Genomic DNA, 20,436 nt, shown 5'->3' with positions numbered 1-20,436 from the left:
TACCCCAGTCGCGTGGGATGCCTACAGGCGCAGCAGCGAGCGTAGGCGCGCGATATGCGCCTGCGCCACTTCGGGCGAGGTTGGGCGACGTGGTTCTTGTTCGGACGTCTGTGCGTCGGACGGACTGCTGGTCCTCCGTCCCGCCCACGGTTGGAATTCGCCGCGCAGTGCCTTCTGGATGATGCCGAACAGATAGCCGGCAGGATTGCGCACGACGTTCTCGTGGCATCGAGCGTTCCATTCGTCAAGGATGGCTTGGTGCAACGTCGGGTCCACCGGTTGCAACGCGGTCAGGGCTCCCGCTTGCTGCTCAGCCTTGAGCCCGATGAATCGCGCGGGCAGACTCAGGCTCTCGCGCACCTGCGGTACTGTACGTATTTCTTTTAGATCGGTTCTATTACGTACAGTACTATCGGTCTTCGGATTCCGAAGAGCGTCGGTTTTCCGGGGTTTTTCGCTCGCTTCGGATTCCGAAGCTGGCTGACCACGTTTCCGAAGAGAGGCGTTTTGTCCTTCTTCGGAAACGTGCTCGGCGTTCGTCTGTGGATAACTCTCATTGCGTGGCCAGCCCTGACTGCTGAGGTGGTGAGTCAGAATTTGGAGTCGACTTGGGAGCGCCTTGCCACTCAGTTGCCGATCCTCGGACATCTCCTTAAGCGTATGCACGCCGACGCGCTGGATGGACTTGCTCGCATGCGCCAACGCGTGGCTCACGAGACCCAGATAGTCCTGGTCGAGTTGGATGGCCTCATAGAGGGTCAGCGGCTCATCGTGCAGCACGTAGAGATTGCCTTGGATTCGGCCAGTCACTGGATCGCGCCGGCGTCGCACCAGGCTGATCCAGCGTGTGAGGCGAAGCAATGTCAGTGTGCGCGCGACGGTTTCGTGTGACGCACGAGCGGTGCACGGCATGGAAGTTAGCCAAGGGGCTAGTTGCTCGTATGTGGGAAAGGCCGTGATGCCGTCGTCATTGAGGAGGAGGCGGAACACCTGCCATGCGTTGCGATCGAGTGGCGTCAGGCGCTTGTCGAGCAGAAGCGCGCGCGGCACGCTGTCATGGCGATTGCCGCTGAAGATGAACCCATCGGCTTGCGGCAAGATGGGCGAGGGGGCCGGAATATGTGCGAGCGCCTCGTCGAACAGATCGCCCAGCGAGACCGGTCTGTTGCCGCGACGTACATCGGTCATTTCAGAGAAGTCCTTGATCTAACCAACCGCGGATCGCGTTCCAAACGACCGACAACGGCAGCTCCGTCACTTCGGCGAGATCTGCTGCAATCGCGAGCATCGCCGTTTCATCGTCCGGAGCGATGCCGCGCTCTTTGACCGCTGTCGACCAGCGTTTCCACAAGTTGCCATCCTGGTCTTCTTTCAGCACGGGATGCCGCCCCTTGCGTTTGGGGAGGCCGAGAACGCTTCGCCGCAATGCGATCTCTTGATGAGTCAACCCAAAGAAGCGGCCGACAAGATCGGTGCTGGCACCAAGGCGCAACAGGCGATCGACTTCCTGGATCTCCTTGGCAAACTCATTGACCTGTCGCAACAAGCGGCGGAGTACGTCACGGTTGACGGTGACCGAGCACCAGGAAACGTTCGCATTCGCCAACAGACTGGCCATGGCTGGATGCTTGAGTGCATCCAGGTCGTCATCGTCGAATCCCATGGACTTCGCCTTGCGTAGTTGACCGCTGCGCAAGTCGTGGAGCGCTTGGGCAATCACTGCCTGGTTGAGGGGATGCGGGCCGGACATCGCACCCTCACAGTTCTGGTATGGCGTTATCGCCACCCGTGGTCTTCACGCCCGCTTCGAGATCGAACAGCCGGCGAGCGAGCCGTAGCAACCGGAATAGCTTGACCAGGCCGCTGTCGCTGATCCGCGCCATCGGCTCTTGCGTCGACCCATGTGGAGGTTCACCACCTTGCAGCAAAGGAGCCAGGTCGTCGGCCAGTTGGGTTGCATCAGCCCTGCGTGGTGTGGTCGCAGCAGGTTGATAGGGTGCGCTCAAAACGCTGAGGAGCTGCAGCACCGCACGGGAAAACGACGCCGCCATTTTTGTGTCGTCACGGCCAACGCGACAGTCGCAAAAGAACCCCAGACCATCGTCGCACGACACCACGGCATCGGCCTGGCCCGCCTCCTCGGCGATTTCGCGAGCAAACTGGGCGATGTGCAGACGAAGGCGATTGGGATCGTCCAGCCCGGGTTCGATGTACCAGACGTCAGAGATGGGATAAAGGCCGCCGACCTGCACCGGAATCGCCTGCAGTACATTGCAGTCGAAGTCAGGCAGCGATTCTCCAAGGTGATCGGCAACAAGCCGATGAATGGCCTGCAAACGCTCCGACGTTTCGACCGGCGAGACAATATGCTGATGCACAGCGGCCGCATGCGCCTGCCCCGCAGGCTCGTTGCCTTCATGGGGAGGCGGCGTATCGGCGAGGGGGCTTCCGCTCGCGTTGGAAGGGCCGTATACCGTCTTGCGTGTGCCGGAGCCGGCTTCGCTGGGCGCTGGTGGAGCCGCGGTTGTCGAGGGGAGAGTCGGCATCGGTGGAGGAGGCGATTCGGGAGGCTGCGGTGGCCCGGAACCGCTGTTCAGCAGTTGCCAACGGCTCTCCGCTTCGGTGAGCTCAATCGTCAGCGTGTCGTACTTTTCTCCTAACAGCTCTGCCATTTGACCCACCAACTCATCCTGTACACGCTGCACGGAGAAGGTGCCCGGGCGGGTATCGAAAAGGGCCAACACCTCTTGGAACAACGTCGGGAAATCGATGCCGGCCCGGCCGGCGGTGGAGCGGGCTTCCCAGACGCGCGCGCTTGCTCGGCGCAGGCCGGTCAGCTGTTCGATCTGCGGTCGACCGAGACCGCCGTACAGCACGCTGGGAATGGCGGGTAGCAGGTACTGAATGGCCTCCTGCATGCGACTGATGTGAGGCTGCGGCACGGGGTAGCCATCCTGTTTCAGACGACGAGAAAGCTCTGATTGCGACAGCGGCTTACCAAGCTCCTGCTCGTAAAGCTCGCGAGCCTTCTCGACGCCGAGCGCGCGTTCAATGAAGGAAAGACCGCCATGTAGTTCGTTCTCAGCGAGGTGCCCTGTCAGCGCAACGATTTCGCCTCGATCGGGCCAGGGACGGAACAGGCAGCCGATGCGAAGGAATCGCTCATCCTTGGTTTCGGCCCATAGCTCGCGGAGTATCGCGAGGCGCGTATTGCCTCCGTTTCGAATGATGTAGTGCGCGGCGCCGGGCCGGCGCGTAATGGGGGGAGGCGCATCAAGTCCACGTTCCCGGATCGACGCCTTAATCTCGTCGAACCGCGGGTTCCGAGTGAGCCGCGGATCGAACTCGTACGGGTGCAACTCGTCCAACGTCACGATCATGTGGGTGTCGACGATAGGGTCGGACAGCGCTTCGGCAACAGGTCCGCTGCGTTCGTACCCGCCGCTCAGCAGCTTTGCGGCCATGTCCTGTGCGGAGATGTCAGCCATGGCGATCGCCTCCCTCTCCTGATGTTTCGGCTGCAGCGCGTTGCTGTGCTCGTTGCAACATGGCTCGCGCGTTGCGTACAGCCCGGTAATCGCTTGCGGTTGAGCTGGTGTAGATGGGCGGCAATCCTGGTTTGAGAAAGCGTAGGTGTCCTCCGGACGTTCGCGAGACGTCCCAACCCTCACGCAATGCGTACTCGATGAGCGGCAACAACCGCTTGTGTCCCCGGGCCAAACTACGAGCGTTCGACATGAGCTCTCCGGTCTTTTCCAGTCACCCGCGCGACCTGTTCATGCCATTGCGGGAACAACTCGGTGGCCAGTCTCTGCATAACCTCAAGGGCGGCGGGAGCGGCTCGGCCCGTTGGGCGGCGGTGCTCGACGCGATGCACTGGCAGACCCTGCACCGCGGCGCGATGGATGGCTTCGTTTGAAGGAATTTCGCTATGCAGGACTTGAATGCCGGGCTGTTCTTGGAAAAGCTGACGCAATGTCCGCTGAATCAGCTTGGCGTTGGTCGAGACGGTGGGCACCCGATTGATCAGCAGATGCAGGGGCGTCGATGGGATACCCAGATGGCGATACGGCGCGATGTCGTCGATAAGTTGCAGCGTACCGCGGCGCATTTCGCGGGCCGCGAGTATTTCCGGTGTGACGGGGGATACCCCTAGATCAGATGCTAGAACCGCCATTTCCAGCATCACACTACGGGCACCCTGGGTATCGATGAGCACCAGATCGTAGTGAGGCTGAAAGGCAGGCAGCAGATTCCGGAGTCTTAACCGGCCGTCCGGCGCGTGCAACAGCAATGTATTCAGTTGCCGGTGCTCGTCGTTCGACAGGATGACGTCGAGTCGTTCAACAACGGTGCGCGATGCCAGTTTGGCGACCTCGCGCTCATTGAACGCCAGCAGCTCATAGATGCCGGCGGGAGCGCGATAGGCCAACTGATAGTAGGACGACAGGGTTGGCTGCATGTCCAGGTCGAGGAGCAGCACTTTGAGGCCCGCGTCGGCGATCAGGCCACCGAGATTCGCAGCAACGGTTGTCTTGCCGACGCCCCCTTTGGTTGAGATCACGGAGATGACCTGCATGGTCAGACTCGCTCTTTGAGGCGGTCGGCGATCCATTGATCGATTTCAACCGAATCCCAGCCTACGGCGCGGATTCCTAGGCGCACTGGCTTTGGGAATTTTCCCAGGCTCATCAGGTTGTAGATGTGAGCACGTTTGAAGCCGGTCTTCGCCTCTACTTCGGCGCGACGCAGGATGCGGCGCTCCGTTGCGGGGGATGCGGCGGCGTGGTTCTGAAGCATGTCGGTCACTCCTTAATGCTCAGTGGCATTCTCTGGTCGTGACTCGTATTTGATAGAACTTCCCCGTAGCCGACCTCAAACAATGAGGGATGGCTATCAACCCTATTCTCGGATGCTCTTTCAGACCTGGATCACTTTAGTTGCGCCAGTCTTAGCCGGATCGTGCGGTGCATAAAGAGTGATTTGTGCATACGGCGGCGCCGTTCGGACACACTCCGGTGTATTCGAGACAATTCCCGCAGGAACGGCGACGAAAAATGTCAAATCATGAGGGGAGTCGCTACGGGAAGCGGGCGAGTGCTTCGATAGGCGAAGTTCGATGGACCGGCATCTTGTCGCCAAGCGGTTGGCACGGATCTCGCTGAGCGAGCAGAGCATGATTCATGTCTGATGGCAGACATATTTTGCATGACCTTCGGTCCGAAGGTCATGCGTAGAAACCGCATTGCTGCAGTGCGTTCACATCATTGTCTCGCCGACTCGCTTCGCGCGTAGGAAAAATCGCTCGAGTTCGGGCGACGGGATTCGGTTTGGCCTAACCAGGAATGTAGCAGCTACGGCATTGTCATCTAGGATTTGTCTTATGACGACGCCTGGATGGCAGTAGAGCGCGACTTGGGATTCCAGCGCCAATCCAATACCGTAACCGGCAGCGACGAGCATCATCATGAGTTCATGTCCCGACACGTATTCGGCGATCGTAGGTTCGGGCAGGCCGGCGTCGCGGAACCAGCGGTTGATGACGTCGTTTCCTCCGGCGCATCGTTCCGGATGGCAGGCGATCATGGGGTATTGAATGACTTCGCTCAATGACAGCTTGTCCCGCACCAGCAGCGGATGACGCGCCTGCATGGCAAAGACTAATCGATCGGTCCATACCGTTTCTTTGATGCGGCGTTCGTGTGCAAAGCCGGTATGAACGGTGAAACCCGCGTCGATCTGATCAAACTTGAGCGCCCGGATCATTTCGGCGACGGTCATTTCCAGTACGCGGATTTCAGTAAGAGGTTCCTCCGCCCGACAGCGCGCCAGCAACTCAGTCATGCGTGGCTGAGCTAAGCCGTCGCTCAAGGCAATCCGTAAATGACCGCGATATCCCGTGTCGGCAGACGTTACGCGCGCACGAACACTGTTCATGAAGGAGAGTATGCGGCGTGCTTCTTCGAGAAATACCTCGCCAGGCCAGGTCAGCCGAATGCGGCCTTTACTTCGATGGAAGAGTGCGACACCGAGTTCTAACTCGAGGTCTTTGATCGCGCGAGACAGCGGTGACGGCTGGATGTGTACTCGCTCGGCAGCGCGTGCAAAGCTCTGCTCTTCCGCAACGACCAAGAAATACTGAAGATGACGTATGCGCATCGTGTAGCTCCTTCTGTTTTTTTGGAAAAATTCTCCAAGTTCATATGGACAGAGGAAAAGCCAGGATGCGAAGGAACATTGGCTGCCCCGTGTTTGACGAGGCGGCGCTCCGCAACACGAAGCATTCGGAATTGAAGTGAAGAAACTTCCAGTGGCGACGTCGTTGGACGAATAGGGCGCTCGCTGTGGCTGTCGGATCGCAGCCACCACCGTCCTGCGAAGGTCAGTAGCTGATTGACCTGCTCGACGGCTGCTTCGATCGCCCCATTTTTATCTGGCGTGACGGGCGCCTGCCAAAGGCTCCCGTCAGGTTGTTCCTTCGCACGGAGATTTTCCTCTGCGTCTGAAACCGGAGTGCTTCAAGAAGCGCCCGGACATCAGAACCCAGCATGCGAGCGGAACAACACAAGGTGCTCTTTACAAGCATGCGATAAGCATTTTGCTTCACAAAGAGGCGGAAGAGCGTATGTTGCCGGCGACACACGGAAAGCGCGTGAACGAAAAAGGCAAGTTCCAAGTGATGATCACCGATCATCCGGACTTCAGCGACGATGCACGGATCCAGGCGGCCTTGCGTGAGCGGTGGCAGCACGGCCTGAGTGAGGCTGGTTTCAGCCGACTGGCCCCACGGCTTAAGTGGTTGGGGCCGCTCTCAGTCCCGAGATCGGCCTTCAAGGGGATCAGTCTTCTTTGGAATGCTTGGCGCTGGCGAGATATTCAGCCCAGGTCTGCATGAGACCGGCGCGTTTGGCAAACAGATCGCCGCGCGCGTAGGCGGCTTCCGTTTGATTGCCGATCACGTGAGCCAGGGCCGCCTCGGAGACCTCCCGTGCGTAGTCGGTGGTTTCGCGTGCCCAATCCTTGAACGTTGAACGGAAGCCGTGAACCGTCAGGTCGCTGCGACCCATGCGTTTGAGGAGTTGAAGCATCGCCATGTTCGACAGGTGCTTGTTGCCGTCTTTGCCGCCCGGAAGGAGGAACAGACCTGTCCCAGCCTCAAGGAGTGGTTTGACGATCTGGATCGCCGACGTGGACAACGGAACACGGTGCTCACGCATAGCTTTCATGCGCTCGGGCGGAATAGTCCAGATCTTCGCTGCCAGGTCAAATTCTTCTTTCCGTGCACCAGCCACTTCGATGGTGCGGCTCGCCGTCAGGATGGTGAGCTGCAAAGCGAGAGCTGCGCTCCCGACTTCACGTTGCACGCAGGCCATGAAGTCGGCGGCTTCCCCATAGGGTAGAGCGGCATGGTGTTTGGGCTTGCGGATGCGCGAAGGCTTGGCCAGCAAATGGTCGAGGTGCCCTTTCCAGCGCGCAGGATTCAGGCCGGAGCGATAGCGCTTCACGGTCGCCCACGCAAGGATCGACTCGATGCGGCCGCGCAGCCGTGTAGCGGTTTCCGTCTTGCTGTCCCAGATGGGTTCCAGCACCTTCACGATTTCGTCGGTATCGATGTGCGATACGTCGTGGTCGCCGATTATCGGATTGGCATAGGTTTCAATGGTGCTTTCCCACTGTGCGGCGTGCTTCTCGTTCTTCCATGAGCGGCGATGGGCTTCAATATACTGGCTGGCGCAGTCCCGGAATGCTAGAGATTTCGTTTGTGCCAACTGAGCCGTCTTTTGCTGGGCGCGGCGGTGATCTAGCGGATCGATGTTCTCCGCGAGATGGCGGCGGCATTCCATGGCCTTGATGCGAGCCTCCGCGAGGGAAATTGCATGGATTGGGCCAAGCCCCATGCCCCTAGCACGCCCGCGGCGCATGAACCGGAACAGCCACGACTTAGAAAGCGTCTTGGTGACCTGCAGGTAAAGGCCGCCGCCGTCGCTGTACAGGCCATGTTTTTTGAAGCGTGCCACTTGCAGCACGGTGAGTCGATTGAGGGTTCGCATACAAAGCTCCTGACTAGCAAAATCGCTATCAAATGGTTCCTGGAATCCGTTGGATTCAGTTGGAAGAATGCGGAACAGACCACAACCGCATAGATTCTCAACTCAATGAATCCAAAGGCTTTTTGGAACTCAATGGAGCTGCATGGATGTCCCAGTTTGGGACACCCTCTCCGCCAAGATTTACTAAGCCCTTGATTATTCAAGGGCTTTTTTATTTGGCTCACGCCACAGGTGTCCCGTTCACTTGGGAAATCGACATGAAGCTGCCGTCCTACCTGGCTCTGTCTCGCCACGGTGTTTTTTACTTCCGCCTCACCTACCGCATTGGCTTCGCACTCAAGGAAAAACGCTTCTCCCTGCGCACCAAGAATCCACAGGAAGCCCGTTTCAAAGCCACCTGCCTTTCGGCGATAATGCTGAAAAACAAATCTAGGGGCAGGCACGAGATGGCAGAGCAAGACTTCAACACCGCAGAAATCATTGCTTCAGGGGGATTACCATCGGACAGAAATACCTGCCAGCCATCAACAGGCTGTTTGATAAGCTCTATTTTCCTAAGGTTTCAGGAAGAAACTAAATCGAGCTGGAGTCTTGGTCACTTTTTCAACAATCGCTTCATCAAAAGAGTAGGGAAGTCCTGCCTATGCCCTGCGACGACATAAACATAGGTGTCGCCGTCGATTCGTCGGTAGATCAGCTTGTGATGCGAGGTAAAAACGTTCTGGTAGTCAAAGATACCAACCGACGCCAACTCTTTTACAGCAGTGCCTGGGAAGCTCTCGGCATCGACTTTTCCCAGTTTTTCAAAAATCTCGTCCTCGGCCTTCAGCCACTCGGCTTCCCCCCACTTGTCAAGCATGTACTCCTGAAGCGAAAGCAAGTCCTCTTGCGCATCGGGCAGAATGATGACGGCCATTATTTGCGGCGCTGACGGGCAGCACGAAGTTGTGCGCGAGATTCGTTAACGGTGAGCCCTTTACCCTGCAGGCGATCTTTTTCGCCCAAGGCGATGATTTTCAGAGCCGCAATAAGCTCTTCCTTTTCCTGAAATTGTTTGATGCTTTCGATCACCATGCTGGCTTCGCCATTCTGGGTGATGACGAATGGGCTTCCATTCAACTCCAGGTCTTCGGAAATTTGCGCCGCATGGCTTTTTAGATAGGAAATTGACTTGATGTTGGCGACGGATTGCATGGCGAACTCCTTTACACGAATGGGTCTAAATTTAGACCTTAATTCAGTTGAAGTCAATGATTGACGCATACCCAGTAAATCCTTGCAAGACTGCTGCAAGCAGAAATCAGGTCTTCAGGTTTTTGTGGTTGGCAAGCAGGCTGTGCGCCAGCTTGACCAACTCAGGATCAAGCTTGGCCCGCTGGATAATTTTCATTTACGAACAGATACAAATAAATTGCGGAAAATCTGCGCCTAGACCCCATGTACTGGAATGCTGAACCAAAGGGGAGTGTTATGCAGGCCGCATGCATAACATTCGCTTGAGTAATTCTTTTTCCTTGTTATAGGAGTAATGGTCATGAGCCCGCAAGAAACCCAATCACTACAAGATTTTTTGAATCAACTAATCCAGGTACGAGGCATTGCCAAAGATCCACAAGCCGATACGTTGATTGCAAGTGCCGTTGCACAACAACCGGACGCAGCGTACCTGCTGGTCCAGCGCGCGCTATTGATGGAGCAGGCGCTTAACACCGCCAAAACACAAATTTCTTCGCTGCAGAGCCAGATTCAGGCAACACAAACTGCCCCGTCACGCAGCTTCTTCGACTCTAATGCATGGGGTAACACGTCGGTTACGGCATCACGCCCGGCAGCGCCCCCGATGATGGCGAGCATGCCTGCGGCAATGCAACCCCCTCTTATGCAAAGTCCGGCGCCAGTGGCGTCGCCAGGCTTCTTTGGCGGCGGCGTCGGGAGCGTGCTAGGCAGCGTTGCTGCTACAGCCGCAGGCGTGGCGGGTGGTGCGTTCCTGTTCCAGGGAATCGAGCACCTGATGCATCCCGGCAGCAGCGCCGGATTTATGAATCAAGCCGGCATGGCGCCATCAACGACATCGACGGAGAACAACACCGTCAACAATTATTACAGCGCCGATACGGCAAAGGATGATGACAGCACAAGCGCGGACAACGTCGTTGCCGACGACACCAGTGGCGACGACGACTCGATAATCTAGGTGTCAGTGCGCGCCACCGTAATATCGCGATTCAACGCCTCGCCTTAGCCGGCGGGGCATTTTTGTTTATGCCGGCGACGCCAGCCCGGAAATATAGGCTATCAGAGCTTCCCTCGGTTTTTCGTCTGCTGGCACGTGTGATTCATGCTGCCAGTTTTTCCTGATGTTGCTCACTGATCGCCAGCGATCGAGAAACTAGTCAGAATCCGCAAACGCCTGCGCTAAATCTTCAATCAAATCGTCCGGATCTTCCAGAAGGCTGGCACTATCGCGAAAATGGTTTTCGACACACTCAGCAAAGGAACCCACGATCATGTGCGTTCTTTGTCCTCGCCTTAACGGAATGTGTAGCAGAATTGCATTGTGCGGAGCGATTGACAGCTAATTGAAGATGGTCGTCAGCATAAGTGGCTCGAAAGTCATGCGTAAACGTAATGTCTTTTTCGTAAAAAGGTAATTCCAAATTACCCGAGAGTCTCCCATACTCGATTGCACAAAATAGCGCTGACTTTCATAAGGCGCCTACCCATAGGAGACATCTGAATGAGCAACTGCCCTTTGCCTGTAAACTTCGCGGCCGTTCTACCCTTTGCACCCGTTTCAGTCATCGCTGTTATCGCCGCTGCCAGCCGATTGAAGAACAAGTTCGATGCATGCCATGACCGCTTTTGCGACGGGAATGCGGTATGAATATCGATATCGGCAAGACACTCGATGATGGCCCGTACACAACGATGCAGAAATTCGTTGTGTGCCTGGCGGCGCTGTCGATTGTGATGGATGGCTTCGATGGTCAACTGATCGGCTTTGCGATTCCAATGCTGATCAAGGAGTGGGGCATCAGCCGCAGCGCATTTGCACCGGCGGTGGCGGCCGGCCTGATCGGGATGGGTATCGGCAGTGCCTGCGCCGGTTTGTTCGCGGATCGTTTTGGACGCCGCTGGGCGGTGATTGGCAGCGTGTCTATTTTTGGCGCCGCTACCTGCTCGATCGGCTTGGCGCCAGATGTGATGACGATTGCGATACTGCGCCTGATCGCCGGCTTCGGCATTGGCGGAGCGTTGCCAAGCTCGACCACGATGACCGCCGAATTTACACCCGCCAGGCGGCGCACCCTGGCCGTCACCGCAACCATCGTTTGCGTGCCCTTGGGCGGCATGCTGGCCGGTTTGTTTTCGAGCGCGGTGCTGCCGCTCTACGGCTGGCGCGGCTTGTTTTTCATCGGCGGCGCATTGCCGTTGGGGCTGGTGGTGCTGCTGTTCTTTACGCTACCGGAATCGCCCCGTTATCTGGCGCGTCGCCGGCATCGCTGGCCTGAGCTGTCGCAACTGCTCGGCCGCATGTCCAGGCCGACCGCGGCCGGCGCGGTGTTTACCGATCTGGGCGAACAGAAAAAAGAGCAGCGTGTGGGTTTCAGTGCGCTGTTCGACGAGGGCCGGGTGCGCGACACCTTGGCCATCTGGTGCGCATTCTTCATGTGCTTGCTGGCGGTCTACAGTGCTTTCAGCTGGCTGCCGACGATGCTGGCGGCAGAGGGTTTGAGTACGCAGATTGCCGGTTCTGGCTTGACTGCGTACAACCTCGGCGGCGTGATAGGCGCATTGGCGTGTGCCGTGGCGATTACCCGTTTCGGCTCGCGCTGGCCGTTGATTGCGTGCTGCGCCGGCGGTGCTGCCAGCGCGCTGCTGTTGCTGGGTGTCGACGCCTCTCATAGTACGGGCTGGTTTATCTTCGGGCTCGGCGTGCATGGCATGTTTGTCAATGCGGTGCAGTCGACCATGTATGCACTATGTGCGTTCGTTTATCCGACTGCGGTGCGGGCCACCGGCACCGCTTCAGCGTTGGCTTTCGGCCGCGTCGGTGCGATCCTGAGCGCTTTCGCCGGCGCTGTCGTGATTACCGCTGCAGGCGCATTCGGTTATCTGATCATGTTGGGGGTGGCGATGCTGTTCGTTTTGATCGCGCTGACGATGGTCAAAGGACATATTCCCAGATTGCGTCGGACAAAGGCTGAAGCAAAAGTTGAGGTACAGGCCTAAATTATTGTGTCAAGGAGCAACTGCAAGCAATCGCAGTTGCTCCAGCAACTTGACCGCGGGGTCCGGCAAAATGCCGTGCCGCCGGCGAAAGGCGGTCAGCGTTCTGCTGGCCATGACGCCGGAAATCGCGAGTGCATCAATCAGCCGCGCCTGGTGGTCCGCATCATACATGGGTTCCGGCATCCAGCTCAGGAAGCCGGAACGCGTCACCAGGCTTTTCAAGACAGTGATCGACCGGGTTTCGACCGCGATGTCTGGCATTGCCAAACCGTGCGCGCTGAACACTTGCCGCATTTGCTCAAACGGGCCGGTTCCCTGTGGCGGCATGGCCCACTGCTGAGTTAAGGTGTCGGCCAGTTTGAGTGTGGGATTGTTGCGCAACGGGTGGCCGATTGCGGCAACCACATGGCTGCGGTCTTCCCAGCGGCAATCGCCGATGGCGCAGATCTCGTCGGTGTCAGCAACCGACATGCCAAGCGCCAGATCGACCTCGTGTTTGACCAGTGCGTCGGTCAGGCGATCCCATACGCCTTCGATCACATGGACGTGCAGGGTTGGCCATTTTTTCAGCACCTCTCCGATTGCCTGCGGCAATACCTGGCTGGCGATGCTGCCTACCGCACCGACCCTGATGGTGCCTTTGACCAAGCCGCGCATGGCGTCGATTTCTTCGGTTGCGTGTTCGGCTTCGCGCAGCAGCAAGGTGGCGTGCGGCAGCAGGGCGCGGCCGATCTCGGTGAGTTGCATGCCTTTTGAGTGGCGTTCGAATAACGGTGCGCCGACCTGTTCTTCAAGGCGCTTGATAGTACGGCTCAGGGCCGGCTGCGTCACGTGCAGCGCATCGGCACTGCGGCCCAAGCTGCCGGTGGCTACGATGGTGGTAAATGCGGTTAACTGGCGGAGATCGAAAGTCATGCTTGATCGTAATGTCTTTTCTTATAAAAGGCAATTTCAAAACATGAGGCTTGCTTTCATACTGGCACCTTGAAGCCGCGCTTTTTTTCGAGGCGCGTACCTAATCCGATAGCCCGATAGGAGATTTTGTGAGCAGCACTTCCAATACAAATATATCGCCGGTTGCATCGATTACCGTGCGTGACGCGGTGATCGATCTGATGCGTCAATTCGGCATGACTTCCGTGTTCGGCAATCCAGGCTCGACGGAACTGCCGATGTTCCGCAATTTCCCTGAGGATTTTCGTTATGTGCTTGGCCTGCAGGAGGCGGTAGTAGTCGGCATGGCCGACGGTTACGCCCAGGCCACGCGCAATGCTTCATTGGTGAACTTGCATTCAGCCGCCGGCGTCGGCAACGCGATGGGCAATATTTTCACCGCATACAAGAACCGCACGCCTATGGTGATCACCGCCGGACAACAAGCCCGGTCGATATTGTCGCTCGATCCCTTCCTATCGTCGGCACAGGCAACAGAATTGCCCAAGCCTTACGTCAAATGGAGCATTGAACCGGCTCGCGCCGAAGATGTGCCTTTGGCCATGGCGCGTGCCTACTACATAGCGATGATGCCGCCGCGTGGCCCGGTATTGGTGTCGATTCCGGTGGACGATTGGGATCAGCCCGCGCAATTGCTGCCGGCGCGCATAGTCAGCACCGAATTAAGGGCGGAGCCTTTGATGCTGGATCAGATAGCTGCTGCGCTGGACGCCAGCCAGCGTCCGGCATTCGTGGTGGGCGCCGCGGTCGATCGCGACAACGCCTGGGACGCCGTGGTGCAACTGGCGGAAAAGCACAACGCCAGGGTCTGGGCGGCGCCCATGTCGGGCCGTTGCAGTTTCCCTGAAAACCATCGTTTGTTTGCCGGCTTCCTGCCGGCGATGCGCGAAAAGATAGTCGGTTTGCTGGATGGGCATGACTGCATTTTCGCCCTTGGCGCTCCGGCTTTTATTTATCACGTCGAAGGCAGCGGGCCGTACATTCCGCCAGGCGCCACGCTATGCCAACTCACCGACGATCCGGCTACCGCCGCCTGGACCCCAATCGGTACCTCGGCAGTCGGCAGCATACGCTTGAGCGTGCTCGATTTGATGGCTGTTTCAGCACCGCCGCCGCGCGCTTTGCCTGCCGCGCGGCCTGAGCGCGTACGCGCCGAGCCATCCGGGCGGATATCCGTGGCGTATGTCATGCAGACCTTGGCAGAGCTGCGCGATCCGGCTGACATCGTGGTGGAAGAAGCACCCAGCGCCCGCCCGGTGCTGCAGACTTATCTGCCCATCACGCGCAGCGAGGGATTCTTCACGATGGATAGCGGCGGCCTCGGCTACGGCATGCCGGCGGCGGTAGGCGTGGCGCTGGGCAAACCCGGCGTGCGCGTCGTCGGCATTTTTGGCGATGGTTCCAGCATGTATTCGATCCAGTCGCTGTGGACCGCTGCGCAATTGAAACTGCCGATCGTGTTCCTGATTCTGAATAACCGGCGCTACGCGGCATTGCAGGATTTTGCGCCGGTTTTTGGCTTCACCGATAGCGACGTGGTGCAAGGGACTGAGCTTCCGGCGATCGATTTCGTGGCGCTTGGCAAGGGACTCGGGTGCCAGGCGGTACGCGTGACGGATGCAGCGCTTTTGCGCGACGCTCTGCAGCAAGCGTTGCATTCGTCGACACCGGTGCTGGTCGAAGTCGAGGTCGCATAAAACAATCGCAATAAAGGAGATAGATCGTGAACACGATATCGATGTTGATCAACGGCGAGCCATCGCAAGCGGAAAATGGCGCCACTTTTGAGAGAAGCAATCCCCTGGATGGCCAGGTAGCGACCAGAGCGCCGGCCGCCAGCGTAGCCGATGCGTTGCGCGCCGTCGACGCTGCCGCCGCTGCGTTTCCGGCGTGGTCGGCAACCGGGCCGGGCGAGCGCCGGGCGTTGCTGATCAAAGCCGCCCGCGCGCTGGAGGCCAAGGGCGAAGCTTTCGCCGCGGCCATGGCGGCGGAAACCGGCGCTTCGGGCATCTGGGCCGGCTTCAACGTTCATCTGGCTGCCAATACCTTGTTGGAAGCCGCAGCGCTGACTACTCAGATCAATGGTGAGGTAATCCCATCCGACCTGCCCGGCAATCTGGCAATGGGGGTGCGCCAGGCCGCCGGCGTAGTGCTCGGCATGGCGCCATGGAACGCACCGGTGATTCTCGGGGTGCGGGCGATCGCCGTGCCGCTGGCTTGCGGCAATACAGTCGTTCTGAAAGGCTCGGAGCTTTGTCCGGCAACGCATGGCCTGATCATCGCCGCATTGCAAGAGGCAGGCTTGCCGAAGGGCGTGGTGAATTTCGTCACCAATGCGCCGGCCGACGCCGCCGCCGTGGTCGAGGCGATGATCGCGCACCGGGCGGTGCGGCGCGTGAATTTCACCGGCTCGACGCAAGTCGGAAAGATCATTGCCATGCATTGCGCAAAATATTTGAAACCGGCAGTGCTGGAGCTTGGCGGCAAGGCGCCGGTGCTGGTGCTGGACGACGCTGACCCTGATGCCGCAGTGAATGGCGTTGCCTTCGGCGCTTTCGCCAATTCGGGGCAGATTTGCATGTCCACCGAACGCATCATCGTCGATCACAAAATTGCCGACGATTTCGTCCGGCGCCTGGTCGCCAAGGCCAACAGCCTGCCGCTGGGCGATCCGCGCTTAGGCCCGGTGGTGCTGGGTTCCGTGGTTGACAGCAAGACGGTAGAGCGTTGCAACGCGTTGATCGACGACGCCTTAAGCAAAGGCGCCAAGCTGCTGTGCGGAGGCAAGGCCGACAGCAGCTTGATGGCCGCCACGCTACTGGACCACGTGACGCCCGCTATGCGGATTTACGCCGAAGAATCGTTCGCGCCGGTCAAAGGCATCGTCAGGGTCAATGGCGATGAGGAGGCAATCGCCTGCGCTAACGATAACGAATACGGTTTGGCGTCGGCCGTATTCAGCCGCGATACCGCACGCGCCTTATTGGTAGCGGGGCGGATTGAATCAGGCATTTGCCATATCAACGGCGCTACCGTCCATGACGAACCGCAAATGCCGTTCGGCGGCGTCAAGGGCAGCGGCATCGGCCATTTCGGCGGCAAGGCCGGTATCGATGCGTTTACCGACTTACGCTGGATTACCTTGCAAACCACGCCGCGCGCTTATCCGTTCTGAGCGTGACTGAATCTGGCAGCCATATTTCGATAGCGGGGAGATGAATCGTGAACAAGATAATGATAGTCGGGGCTGGTGCAATGGGTTGCCTGTTTGGCGCCAGGCTGGCGCAGGCCGGTTACGAATTAATGTTGGTCGATGTATGGCGTGAGCATATCGATGCGATTAACAGCGCTGGCTTGAAAATTGAAACGGAGCAGGGCGAGCAAACTGTCAAAATCAACGCAGGCACCGCCGATGCCATCGATTTCCGGCCGGATCTGGTGATCGTGTTTACCAAGACTTTGCATACTGCCGCCGCTCTGGATTCGGTCTGCCATTTATTCGACGACAGAACCTGTTTGCTAACCTTGCAAAATGGTTTGGGAAATGTCGATACAGCCGCTGAGTTCATTCCGATTGAACGTGTAATGCACGGCGTAACCAATTATCCCAGCGACCTTCAAGGACCGGGCCGCGTGTCGTCGAAAGGCAGTGGTTATGTCAAGATCTACGGCGCTGATGGGCAGCTCCGGAGGGAGAATCAGTTGATCGCGGAGGCCTTCAGCAAAGCCGGCTTCAATTGCGTTCTTGATCCGGATGTCGAGCGCGCCATCTGGGAAAAGGTGGCGTTCAATGCGGCCCTGAACAGCTTGACAGCCGTCACCGGGATGACCGTCGGCGAGGTCGGAGCGAGTGCTTCAGGTCCGCTGCTGGCGCAACGTATCGTCGCCGAAACAGGTCTCGTTGCACGCAGCAAAAACATTGCGATGGATGAGGATGCGGTCTGGCAATCCGTAGGTAAAGCATTTGCCGAACACGCGGACCACAAACCGTCCATGCTGCAAGACGTGATTCATCGCCGGAAAACCGAGATTGGGGCGATCAATGGCGCGATTGCTGAACTTGCGCTTGAATCCGGCATAGAAGTCCCGGTTACCGAGACGCTTTATCATCTGGTGCGTATGATCGAGCAGAAACTCGAGCACTGATTGATGGCGGAAGCAAACGGGCCGGGCAGATATAGAACTCATTTTATCAATATCCGTGAGATGCGTTCTTGCCAGAAGAGGCGCTGGCAAGGCGCGCGACGCGCCTTGCACTACCTCCCACACGCCGCGTTCGCACTCACGGATATTGATAAAATGAGTTCTAATAGAAACGTCATCTCAGGGAGACGCTCATGCAGCTCACGCCCAGATTAGCGATCTTTACCGTCGTGACGAGCCTTGCCTATCTTGGACTCGCCGTTCTCGGCCGCGGCGGCGTTGCCGCCTTTTTCTCGCAGCCGGCGCTGCTGGTGGTTGCCCTGGCATTCCTCATCATGGCTGGCGCGGCACTCTTCAGCAGCGGCAATCTGAGTCCCGGCGAGCGCGAGGACCGCGGCAACCGCTGGGTTATCCCCGTCATCGGACTGATCGGGCTGCTGCAAGCCTATCTGCCGGCCTATACCGACCGTATCGGATTCTGGACATTCGGCGCCGATGCGGTTCGTTGGGTGGGCGTTATCCTCTTCATCGTCGGCGGCGCGCTGAGGCTGTGGCCGGTCTTCATACTCGGCCGCCGTTTCAGCGGCTTGGTGGCGATCCAGCCGGGCCATCGGCTGGTCACCGATGGCCTGTATGGCGTTATTCGTCACCCAAGTTATCTGGGTTTTCTGGTCAATTCGCTGGGCTGGTCCCTGGCCTTTCGTTCCGGGGTCGGCGTGCTGCTGACGGCGCTCATGATCCTGCCGTTGCTGGCCCGCATGCGCGCCGAGGAGGCACTGCTGCGCAGCCAGTTCGGCGCTGAGTATGAAGCTTACTGCGCCCGCACATCGCGGCTGATTCCTGGGGTTTATTAAAGCATCCGCGCTAGTTCACGGGATAGCGCGACTTTCTGTATCATCACTGGCGCAAACTTCAAAGGAGATTTCATGTCCAGCCATGTTGCTACTATCGAATGGGAACGAGCGGATGCGGTATTCGTTGATAACCGTTACAGCCGCGCCCACCAATGGCAATTCGACGGCGGTGCGGTAGTGCCGGCGTCGAGTTCACCGCATGTAGTCAGGGTGCCTTTGTCGAATCCGGCCAATGTCGATCCGGAAGAAGCTTTTGTCGCCTCCTTATCCAGCTGCCATATGTTGTGGTTTCTTGATATCGCGCGCAGCGCCGGCTACCTGGTCGACCGTTATGTCGACCACGCCATAGGCCACATGCAACGCGGAGAGGATGGCAAAAGCTGGATAGCGCTGGTTGAACTGGTGCCGGCGGTGGCCTTCTCCGGCGCCAGGATTCCAGACGACGCCGTGCTCCGGCATTTGCATCACCAGGCGCATGAAGAGTGTTTTCTGGCGCGCTCGGTGAAGAGCGAAATCAGGATCCAGGGCAGCTGGAGCCACGCCGCCTCATGAACCCCGCCTGGCTATGATTAGCCTGAGCGGCGCGGAGACGGGTAGAATACCGGCGGCGCAGTCTGGCCGCGCGGGCCGGGGTTGGCCAGCGGGTGTATGGCAAAATCGCGCCGATACGGCGTTTAAACAGAAAAAATAAGCAGGAAAAATAATGGCAAAGAAGAATGAAGAGCTGGACCCGGAAACGCTGGCTTTGATCAACTGGTGTATCGAAGTCGAAGGTTTTCTGGTGGCTGGCGGTGCGACTTTGGAACAGGCGCAAGAGCATATCGAAGAACAGGTGGAATGGTTTACCGACCAGTTCTACGACGGCCTGACGCCGGAGCAAGCTGCCAAAGCGGCATTGAGCGATTGAAGATGTTTGCCGAATTGCAGTCGATCTAAATGGGGCAACATGAAATAGGGCGCGGCATTGGCTTGTCGGTCGGCGCTTCGATGCTGTTCGCCCTGATGTCCGGCTACACCAAATTGCTGGCGCCGCTCGACGGCCTCGATATATTCGCCTGGCGCGTGGTGTGGACGCTGCCTGGCGCGCTGGCTTTGCTGGTCCTGCGTCAGCGCTTGCCGCAGGCGCTTGCCTTGCTGCGCCGTCTCGCTCGCGAACCCTTGACTTGTATCGCCATGATGGTAGTGGCGGCGCTGCTTGGGCTTCAGGCCTGGATTTTTTTGTGGGCGCCTTTGCACGGCCGTGCGCTGGAAGTTTCGCTCGGCTATTTTCTGTTGCCGTTGACGATGGTGCTGGTCGGCCGTTTCTATTATCACGAACGGCTGGATCTGTTCCAATGGCTGGCGGTGGCTTGTGCCGTGCTTGGCGTATTGCACGAGGTGTGGCTGACGCGCAGCTTTGCCTGGCCGACCCTGGTGGTGGCGCTAGGTTATCCGCCGTACTTTATCCTGCGCCGCAAGATCAATGCCGATCCGGTGGTGGCGTTCGCGCTGGAGATTGCCTTGCTGGTCCCGGTGGCGGCAATCATGTTGTATGCGCGCGCATCCTTGCCGGTGATTGCCCATAGGCCGGACATGTGGCTGTTCCTGTTGCCGGGGCTGGGTTTGTTGAGCACGGTGGCGCTGGGCGCCTACCTGGGCGCCAGCCGGCGGCTGCCGATGGCCTTGTTCGGCATCCTCGGCTACGTCGAGCCGGTATTGCTGGTCGGCGTCGCCATCATTTTCCTCGGCGAGTCGATGGCGCCGGGACAACTGGCCACCTATATTCCCATCTGGTGCGCGGTGGCGCTGACTGCGGCGCACAGTGTGCGCTTGTTGCGCAAGGAACGGGCCGCGCGGCGTCCTGCAGCCGATCAGATCCCTCTGTAGATAGATACCCTCGCAAATTCAGCAATCTTTTTTGCTCTTCAAACTTGCACCGGCACTCACTTTTCTGATTTATTCAGGGGCGACTAGATAGCTGATTGCGACAGCAGGATCTGTACGTCAGGGACAGCGGAAAACACTGTCTACCCCCTTCTCGCATTTCTGAATCCGAACTGCTGCCAGCGACTCTGTACTGGGGGAAGTAAAAGATTCAAGCCGCTTGTTGCGGGCGTCACCCCGTGCAACGGACGCGGGTTCGATTCCCGCCGCCCACACCAATATTTCATTTAAAATCAAATACTTAAAAATATAGTGCTGTCATTAATTGGGGTGTTTTG

At 58.3% G+C, this 20,436-nt stretch carries 21 protein-coding genes; 10 read left to right on the top strand and 11 right to left on the bottom strand.

Annotated elements, in window-relative coordinates:
• Positions 1 to 21: 21 nt before the first annotated feature.
• From KHU33_RS01985 to KHU33_RS01955, 8 genes are all read right to left on the bottom strand, one after another.
• Entirely contained in the window at positions 22 to 1,188 is a 1,167-nt protein-coding gene (locus KHU33_RS01985; RefSeq protein WP_211460832.1) for an STY4528 family pathogenicity island replication protein, read from the bottom strand.
• Between the two features lies 1 nt (position 1,189).
• The gene (locus tag KHU33_RS01980) at positions 1,190 to 1,750 is read right to left on the bottom strand and encodes a DUF2857 domain-containing protein (RefSeq protein WP_211460831.1); all 561 of its coding nucleotides are present in this window, start codon (positions 1,748 to 1,750) and stop codon (positions 1,190 to 1,192) included.
• Between the two features lie 7 nt (positions 1,751 to 1,757).
• Complete coding sequence (locus KHU33_RS01975; RefSeq protein WP_211460830.1) at positions 1,758 to 3,488, bottom strand: ParB family protein; 1,731 nt, start codon at positions 3,486 to 3,488, stop codon at positions 1,758 to 1,760.
• Positions 3,481 to 3,738, bottom strand: a complete 258-nt coding sequence (locus KHU33_RS26275) for a type II toxin-antitoxin system HicA family toxin (RefSeq protein WP_230414001.1) — start codon at positions 3,736 to 3,738, stop codon at positions 3,481 to 3,483. The genes KHU33_RS01975 and KHU33_RS26275 overlap by 8 nt, the downstream gene beginning before the upstream one ends.
• Complete coding sequence (locus KHU33_RS01970) at positions 3,722 to 4,579, bottom strand: ParA family protein (protein ID WP_211460829.1); 858 nt, start codon at positions 4,577 to 4,579, stop codon at positions 3,722 to 3,724. Before KHU33_RS01970 ends, KHU33_RS26275 begins: the two co-directional genes overlap by 17 nt.
• Positions 4,580 to 4,581: 2 nt before the next feature.
• Entirely contained in the window at positions 4,582 to 4,800 is a 219-nt protein-coding gene (locus KHU33_RS01965) for an AlpA family transcriptional regulator (RefSeq protein ID WP_211460828.1), read from the bottom strand.
• Positions 4,801 to 5,259: 459 nt separating this feature from the next.
• Positions 5,260 to 6,159, bottom strand: a complete 900-nt coding sequence (locus KHU33_RS01960) for a LysR family transcriptional regulator (RefSeq protein WP_211460827.1) — start codon at positions 6,157 to 6,159, stop codon at positions 5,260 to 5,262.
• Between the two features lie 680 nt (positions 6,160 to 6,839).
• Entirely contained in the window at positions 6,840 to 8,051 is a 1,212-nt protein-coding gene (locus KHU33_RS01955) for a tyrosine-type recombinase/integrase (RefSeq protein WP_211460826.1), read from the bottom strand.
• Between the two features lie 32 nt (positions 8,052 to 8,083).
• Between KHU33_RS01955 and KHU33_RS01950 the strand changes: the two genes are divergently transcribed.
• On the top strand, positions 8,084 to 8,713 hold the full coding sequence (locus KHU33_RS01950; protein WP_211460825.1) for a hypothetical protein: 630 nt from the start codon (positions 8,084 to 8,086) through the stop codon (positions 8,711 to 8,713).
• Here KHU33_RS01950 and KHU33_RS01945 read toward each other — a convergent pair.
• Together KHU33_RS01945 and KHU33_RS01940 are read right to left on the bottom strand one after the other, a co-directional pair.
• A complete protein-coding gene (locus tag KHU33_RS01945) occupies positions 8,647 to 8,967 on the bottom strand; it encodes a type II toxin-antitoxin system RelE/ParE family toxin (protein ID WP_211460824.1) in 321 nt (106 codons plus the stop codon). The two genes, KHU33_RS01950 and KHU33_RS01945, sit on opposite strands and share 67 nt — an antisense overlap.
• Positions 8,967 to 9,245: a type II toxin-antitoxin system Phd/YefM family antitoxin gene (locus KHU33_RS01940; protein WP_211460823.1), complete on the bottom strand. Its 279-nt coding sequence runs from the start codon at positions 9,243 to 9,245 to the stop codon at positions 8,967 to 8,969. Before KHU33_RS01940 ends, KHU33_RS01945 begins: the two co-directional genes overlap by 1 nt.
• A 340-nt stretch (positions 9,246 to 9,585) precedes the next feature.
• Between KHU33_RS01940 and KHU33_RS01935 the strand changes: the two genes are divergently transcribed.
• Entirely contained in the window at positions 9,586 to 10,245 is a 660-nt protein-coding gene (locus KHU33_RS01935) for a DUF2076 domain-containing protein (RefSeq protein ID WP_211460822.1), read from the top strand.
• 686 nt (positions 10,246 to 10,931) lie between these two features.
• Positions 10,932 to 12,284 carry an MFS transporter gene (locus tag KHU33_RS01930; protein ID WP_211460821.1) on the top strand — a complete coding sequence of 451 codons (1,353 nt, stop codon included), beginning with the start codon at positions 10,932 to 10,934 and terminating at the stop codon, positions 12,282 to 12,284.
• Between the two features lie 9 nt (positions 12,285 to 12,293).
• Here KHU33_RS01930 and KHU33_RS01925 read toward each other — a convergent pair whose 3' ends face one another.
• Complete coding sequence (locus KHU33_RS01925; RefSeq protein ID WP_211460820.1) at positions 12,294 to 13,199, bottom strand: LysR family transcriptional regulator; 906 nt, start codon at positions 13,197 to 13,199, stop codon at positions 12,294 to 12,296.
• A gap of 128 nt (positions 13,200 to 13,327) precedes the next feature.
• On the opposite strand from KHU33_RS01925, the gene mdlC reads away from it, so the two are divergent.
• From mdlC to rarD, 7 genes are all read left to right on the top strand, one after another.
• A complete protein-coding gene (gene mdlC, locus KHU33_RS01920) occupies positions 13,328 to 14,935 on the top strand; it encodes a benzoylformate decarboxylase (protein ID WP_329956011.1) in 1,608 nt (535 codons plus the stop codon).
• Between the two features lie 26 nt (positions 14,936 to 14,961).
• A complete protein-coding gene (locus KHU33_RS01915) occupies positions 14,962 to 16,413 on the top strand; it encodes an aldehyde dehydrogenase (RefSeq protein ID WP_211460819.1) in 1,452 nt (483 codons plus the stop codon).
• 59 nt (positions 16,414 to 16,472) lie between these two features.
• Positions 16,473 to 17,384, top strand: coding sequence for a ketopantoate reductase family protein (locus KHU33_RS01910; protein ID WP_211460901.1), 912 nt, complete (start codon positions 16,473 to 16,475; stop codon positions 17,382 to 17,384).
• Between the two features lie 191 nt (positions 17,385 to 17,575).
• Positions 17,576 to 18,235, top strand: coding sequence for a methyltransferase family protein (locus tag KHU33_RS01905; protein WP_211460818.1), 660 nt, complete (start codon positions 17,576 to 17,578; stop codon positions 18,233 to 18,235).
• A gap of 72 nt (positions 18,236 to 18,307) precedes the next feature.
• Positions 18,308 to 18,787 (top strand): OsmC family protein, encoded by a 480-nt coding sequence (locus KHU33_RS01900; RefSeq protein ID WP_211460817.1) that lies wholly within the window; start codon positions 18,308 to 18,310, stop codon positions 18,785 to 18,787.
• Positions 18,788 to 18,938: 151 nt separating this feature from the next.
• Positions 18,939 to 19,142: a hypothetical protein gene (locus KHU33_RS01895; RefSeq protein ID WP_092412446.1), complete on the top strand. Its 204-nt coding sequence runs from the start codon at positions 18,939 to 18,941 to the stop codon at positions 19,140 to 19,142.
• Positions 19,143 to 19,171: 29 nt separating this feature from the next.
• Positions 19,172 to 20,101 carry an EamA family transporter RarD gene (gene rarD, locus KHU33_RS01890; RefSeq protein WP_211460816.1) on the top strand — a complete coding sequence of 310 codons (930 nt, stop codon included), beginning with the start codon at positions 19,172 to 19,174 and terminating at the stop codon, positions 20,099 to 20,101.
• Positions 20,102 to 20,436 lie beyond the last annotated feature (335 nt).

Source organism: Collimonas silvisoli (assembly GCF_018305005.1).
GTDB classification, from domain to species: Bacteria; Pseudomonadota; Gammaproteobacteria; order Burkholderiales; family Burkholderiaceae_D; genus Collimonas; species Collimonas silvisoli.
This window is presented reverse-complemented; position numbering and strand designations above follow the sequence as displayed.

Excerpts from the sequence above, each read along its gene's own strand:
- KHU33_RS01985 (WP_211460832.1), bottom strand. The coding sequence starts at position 1,188 with ATGACCGATGTACGTCGCGGCAACAGACCGGTCTCGCTGGGCGATCTG.
- KHU33_RS01980 (WP_211460831.1), bottom strand. The coding sequence starts at position 1,750 with ATGTCCGGCCCGCATCCCCTCAACCAGGCAGTGATTGCCCAAGCGCTC.
- KHU33_RS01975 (WP_211460830.1), bottom strand. The coding sequence starts at position 3,488 with ATGGCTGACATCTCCGCACAGGACATGGCCGCAAAGCTGCTGAGCGGC.
- KHU33_RS26275 (WP_230414001.1), bottom strand. The coding sequence starts at position 3,738 with ATGTCGAACGCTCGTAGTTTGGCCCGGGGACACAAGCGGTTGTTGCCG.
- KHU33_RS01970 (WP_211460829.1), bottom strand. The coding sequence starts at position 4,579 with ATGCAGGTCATCTCCGTGATCTCAACCAAAGGGGGCGTCGGCAAGACA.
- KHU33_RS01965 (WP_211460828.1), bottom strand. The coding sequence starts at position 4,800 with ATGCTTCAGAACCACGCCGCCGCATCCCCCGCAACGGAGCGCCGCATC.
- KHU33_RS01960 (WP_211460827.1), bottom strand. The coding sequence starts at position 6,159 with ATGCGCATACGTCATCTTCAGTATTTCTTGGTCGTTGCGGAAGAGCAG.
- KHU33_RS01955 (WP_211460826.1), bottom strand. The coding sequence starts at position 8,051 with ATGCGAACCCTCAATCGACTCACCGTGCTGCAAGTGGCACGCTTCAAA.
- KHU33_RS01950 (WP_211460825.1), top strand. The coding sequence starts at position 8,084 with ATGGTTCCTGGAATCCGTTGGATTCAGTTGGAAGAATGCGGAACAGAC.
- KHU33_RS01945 (WP_211460824.1), bottom strand. The coding sequence starts at position 8,967 with ATGGCCGTCATCATTCTGCCCGATGCGCAAGAGGACTTGCTTTCGCTT.
- KHU33_RS01940 (WP_211460823.1), bottom strand. The coding sequence starts at position 9,245 with ATGCAATCCGTCGCCAACATCAAGTCAATTTCCTATCTAAAAAGCCAT.
- KHU33_RS01935 (WP_211460822.1), top strand. The coding sequence starts at position 9,586 with ATGAGCCCGCAAGAAACCCAATCACTACAAGATTTTTTGAATCAACTA.
- KHU33_RS01930 (WP_211460821.1), top strand. The coding sequence starts at position 10,932 with ATGAATATCGATATCGGCAAGACACTCGATGATGGCCCGTACACAACG.
- KHU33_RS01925 (WP_211460820.1), bottom strand. The coding sequence starts at position 13,199 with ATGACTTTCGATCTCCGCCAGTTAACCGCATTTACCACCATCGTAGCC.
- KHU33_RS01910 (WP_211460901.1), top strand. The coding sequence starts at position 16,473 with ATGATAGTCGGGGCTGGTGCAATGGGTTGCCTGTTTGGCGCCAGGCTG.
- KHU33_RS01905 (WP_211460818.1), top strand. The coding sequence starts at position 17,576 with ATGCAGCTCACGCCCAGATTAGCGATCTTTACCGTCGTGACGAGCCTT.
- KHU33_RS01900 (WP_211460817.1), top strand. The coding sequence starts at position 18,308 with ATGTCCAGCCATGTTGCTACTATCGAATGGGAACGAGCGGATGCGGTA.
- KHU33_RS01895 (WP_092412446.1), top strand. The coding sequence starts at position 18,939 with ATGGCAAAGAAGAATGAAGAGCTGGACCCGGAAACGCTGGCTTTGATC.
- rarD (WP_211460816.1), top strand. The coding sequence starts at position 19,172 with ATGGGGCAACATGAAATAGGGCGCGGCATTGGCTTGTCGGTCGGCGCT.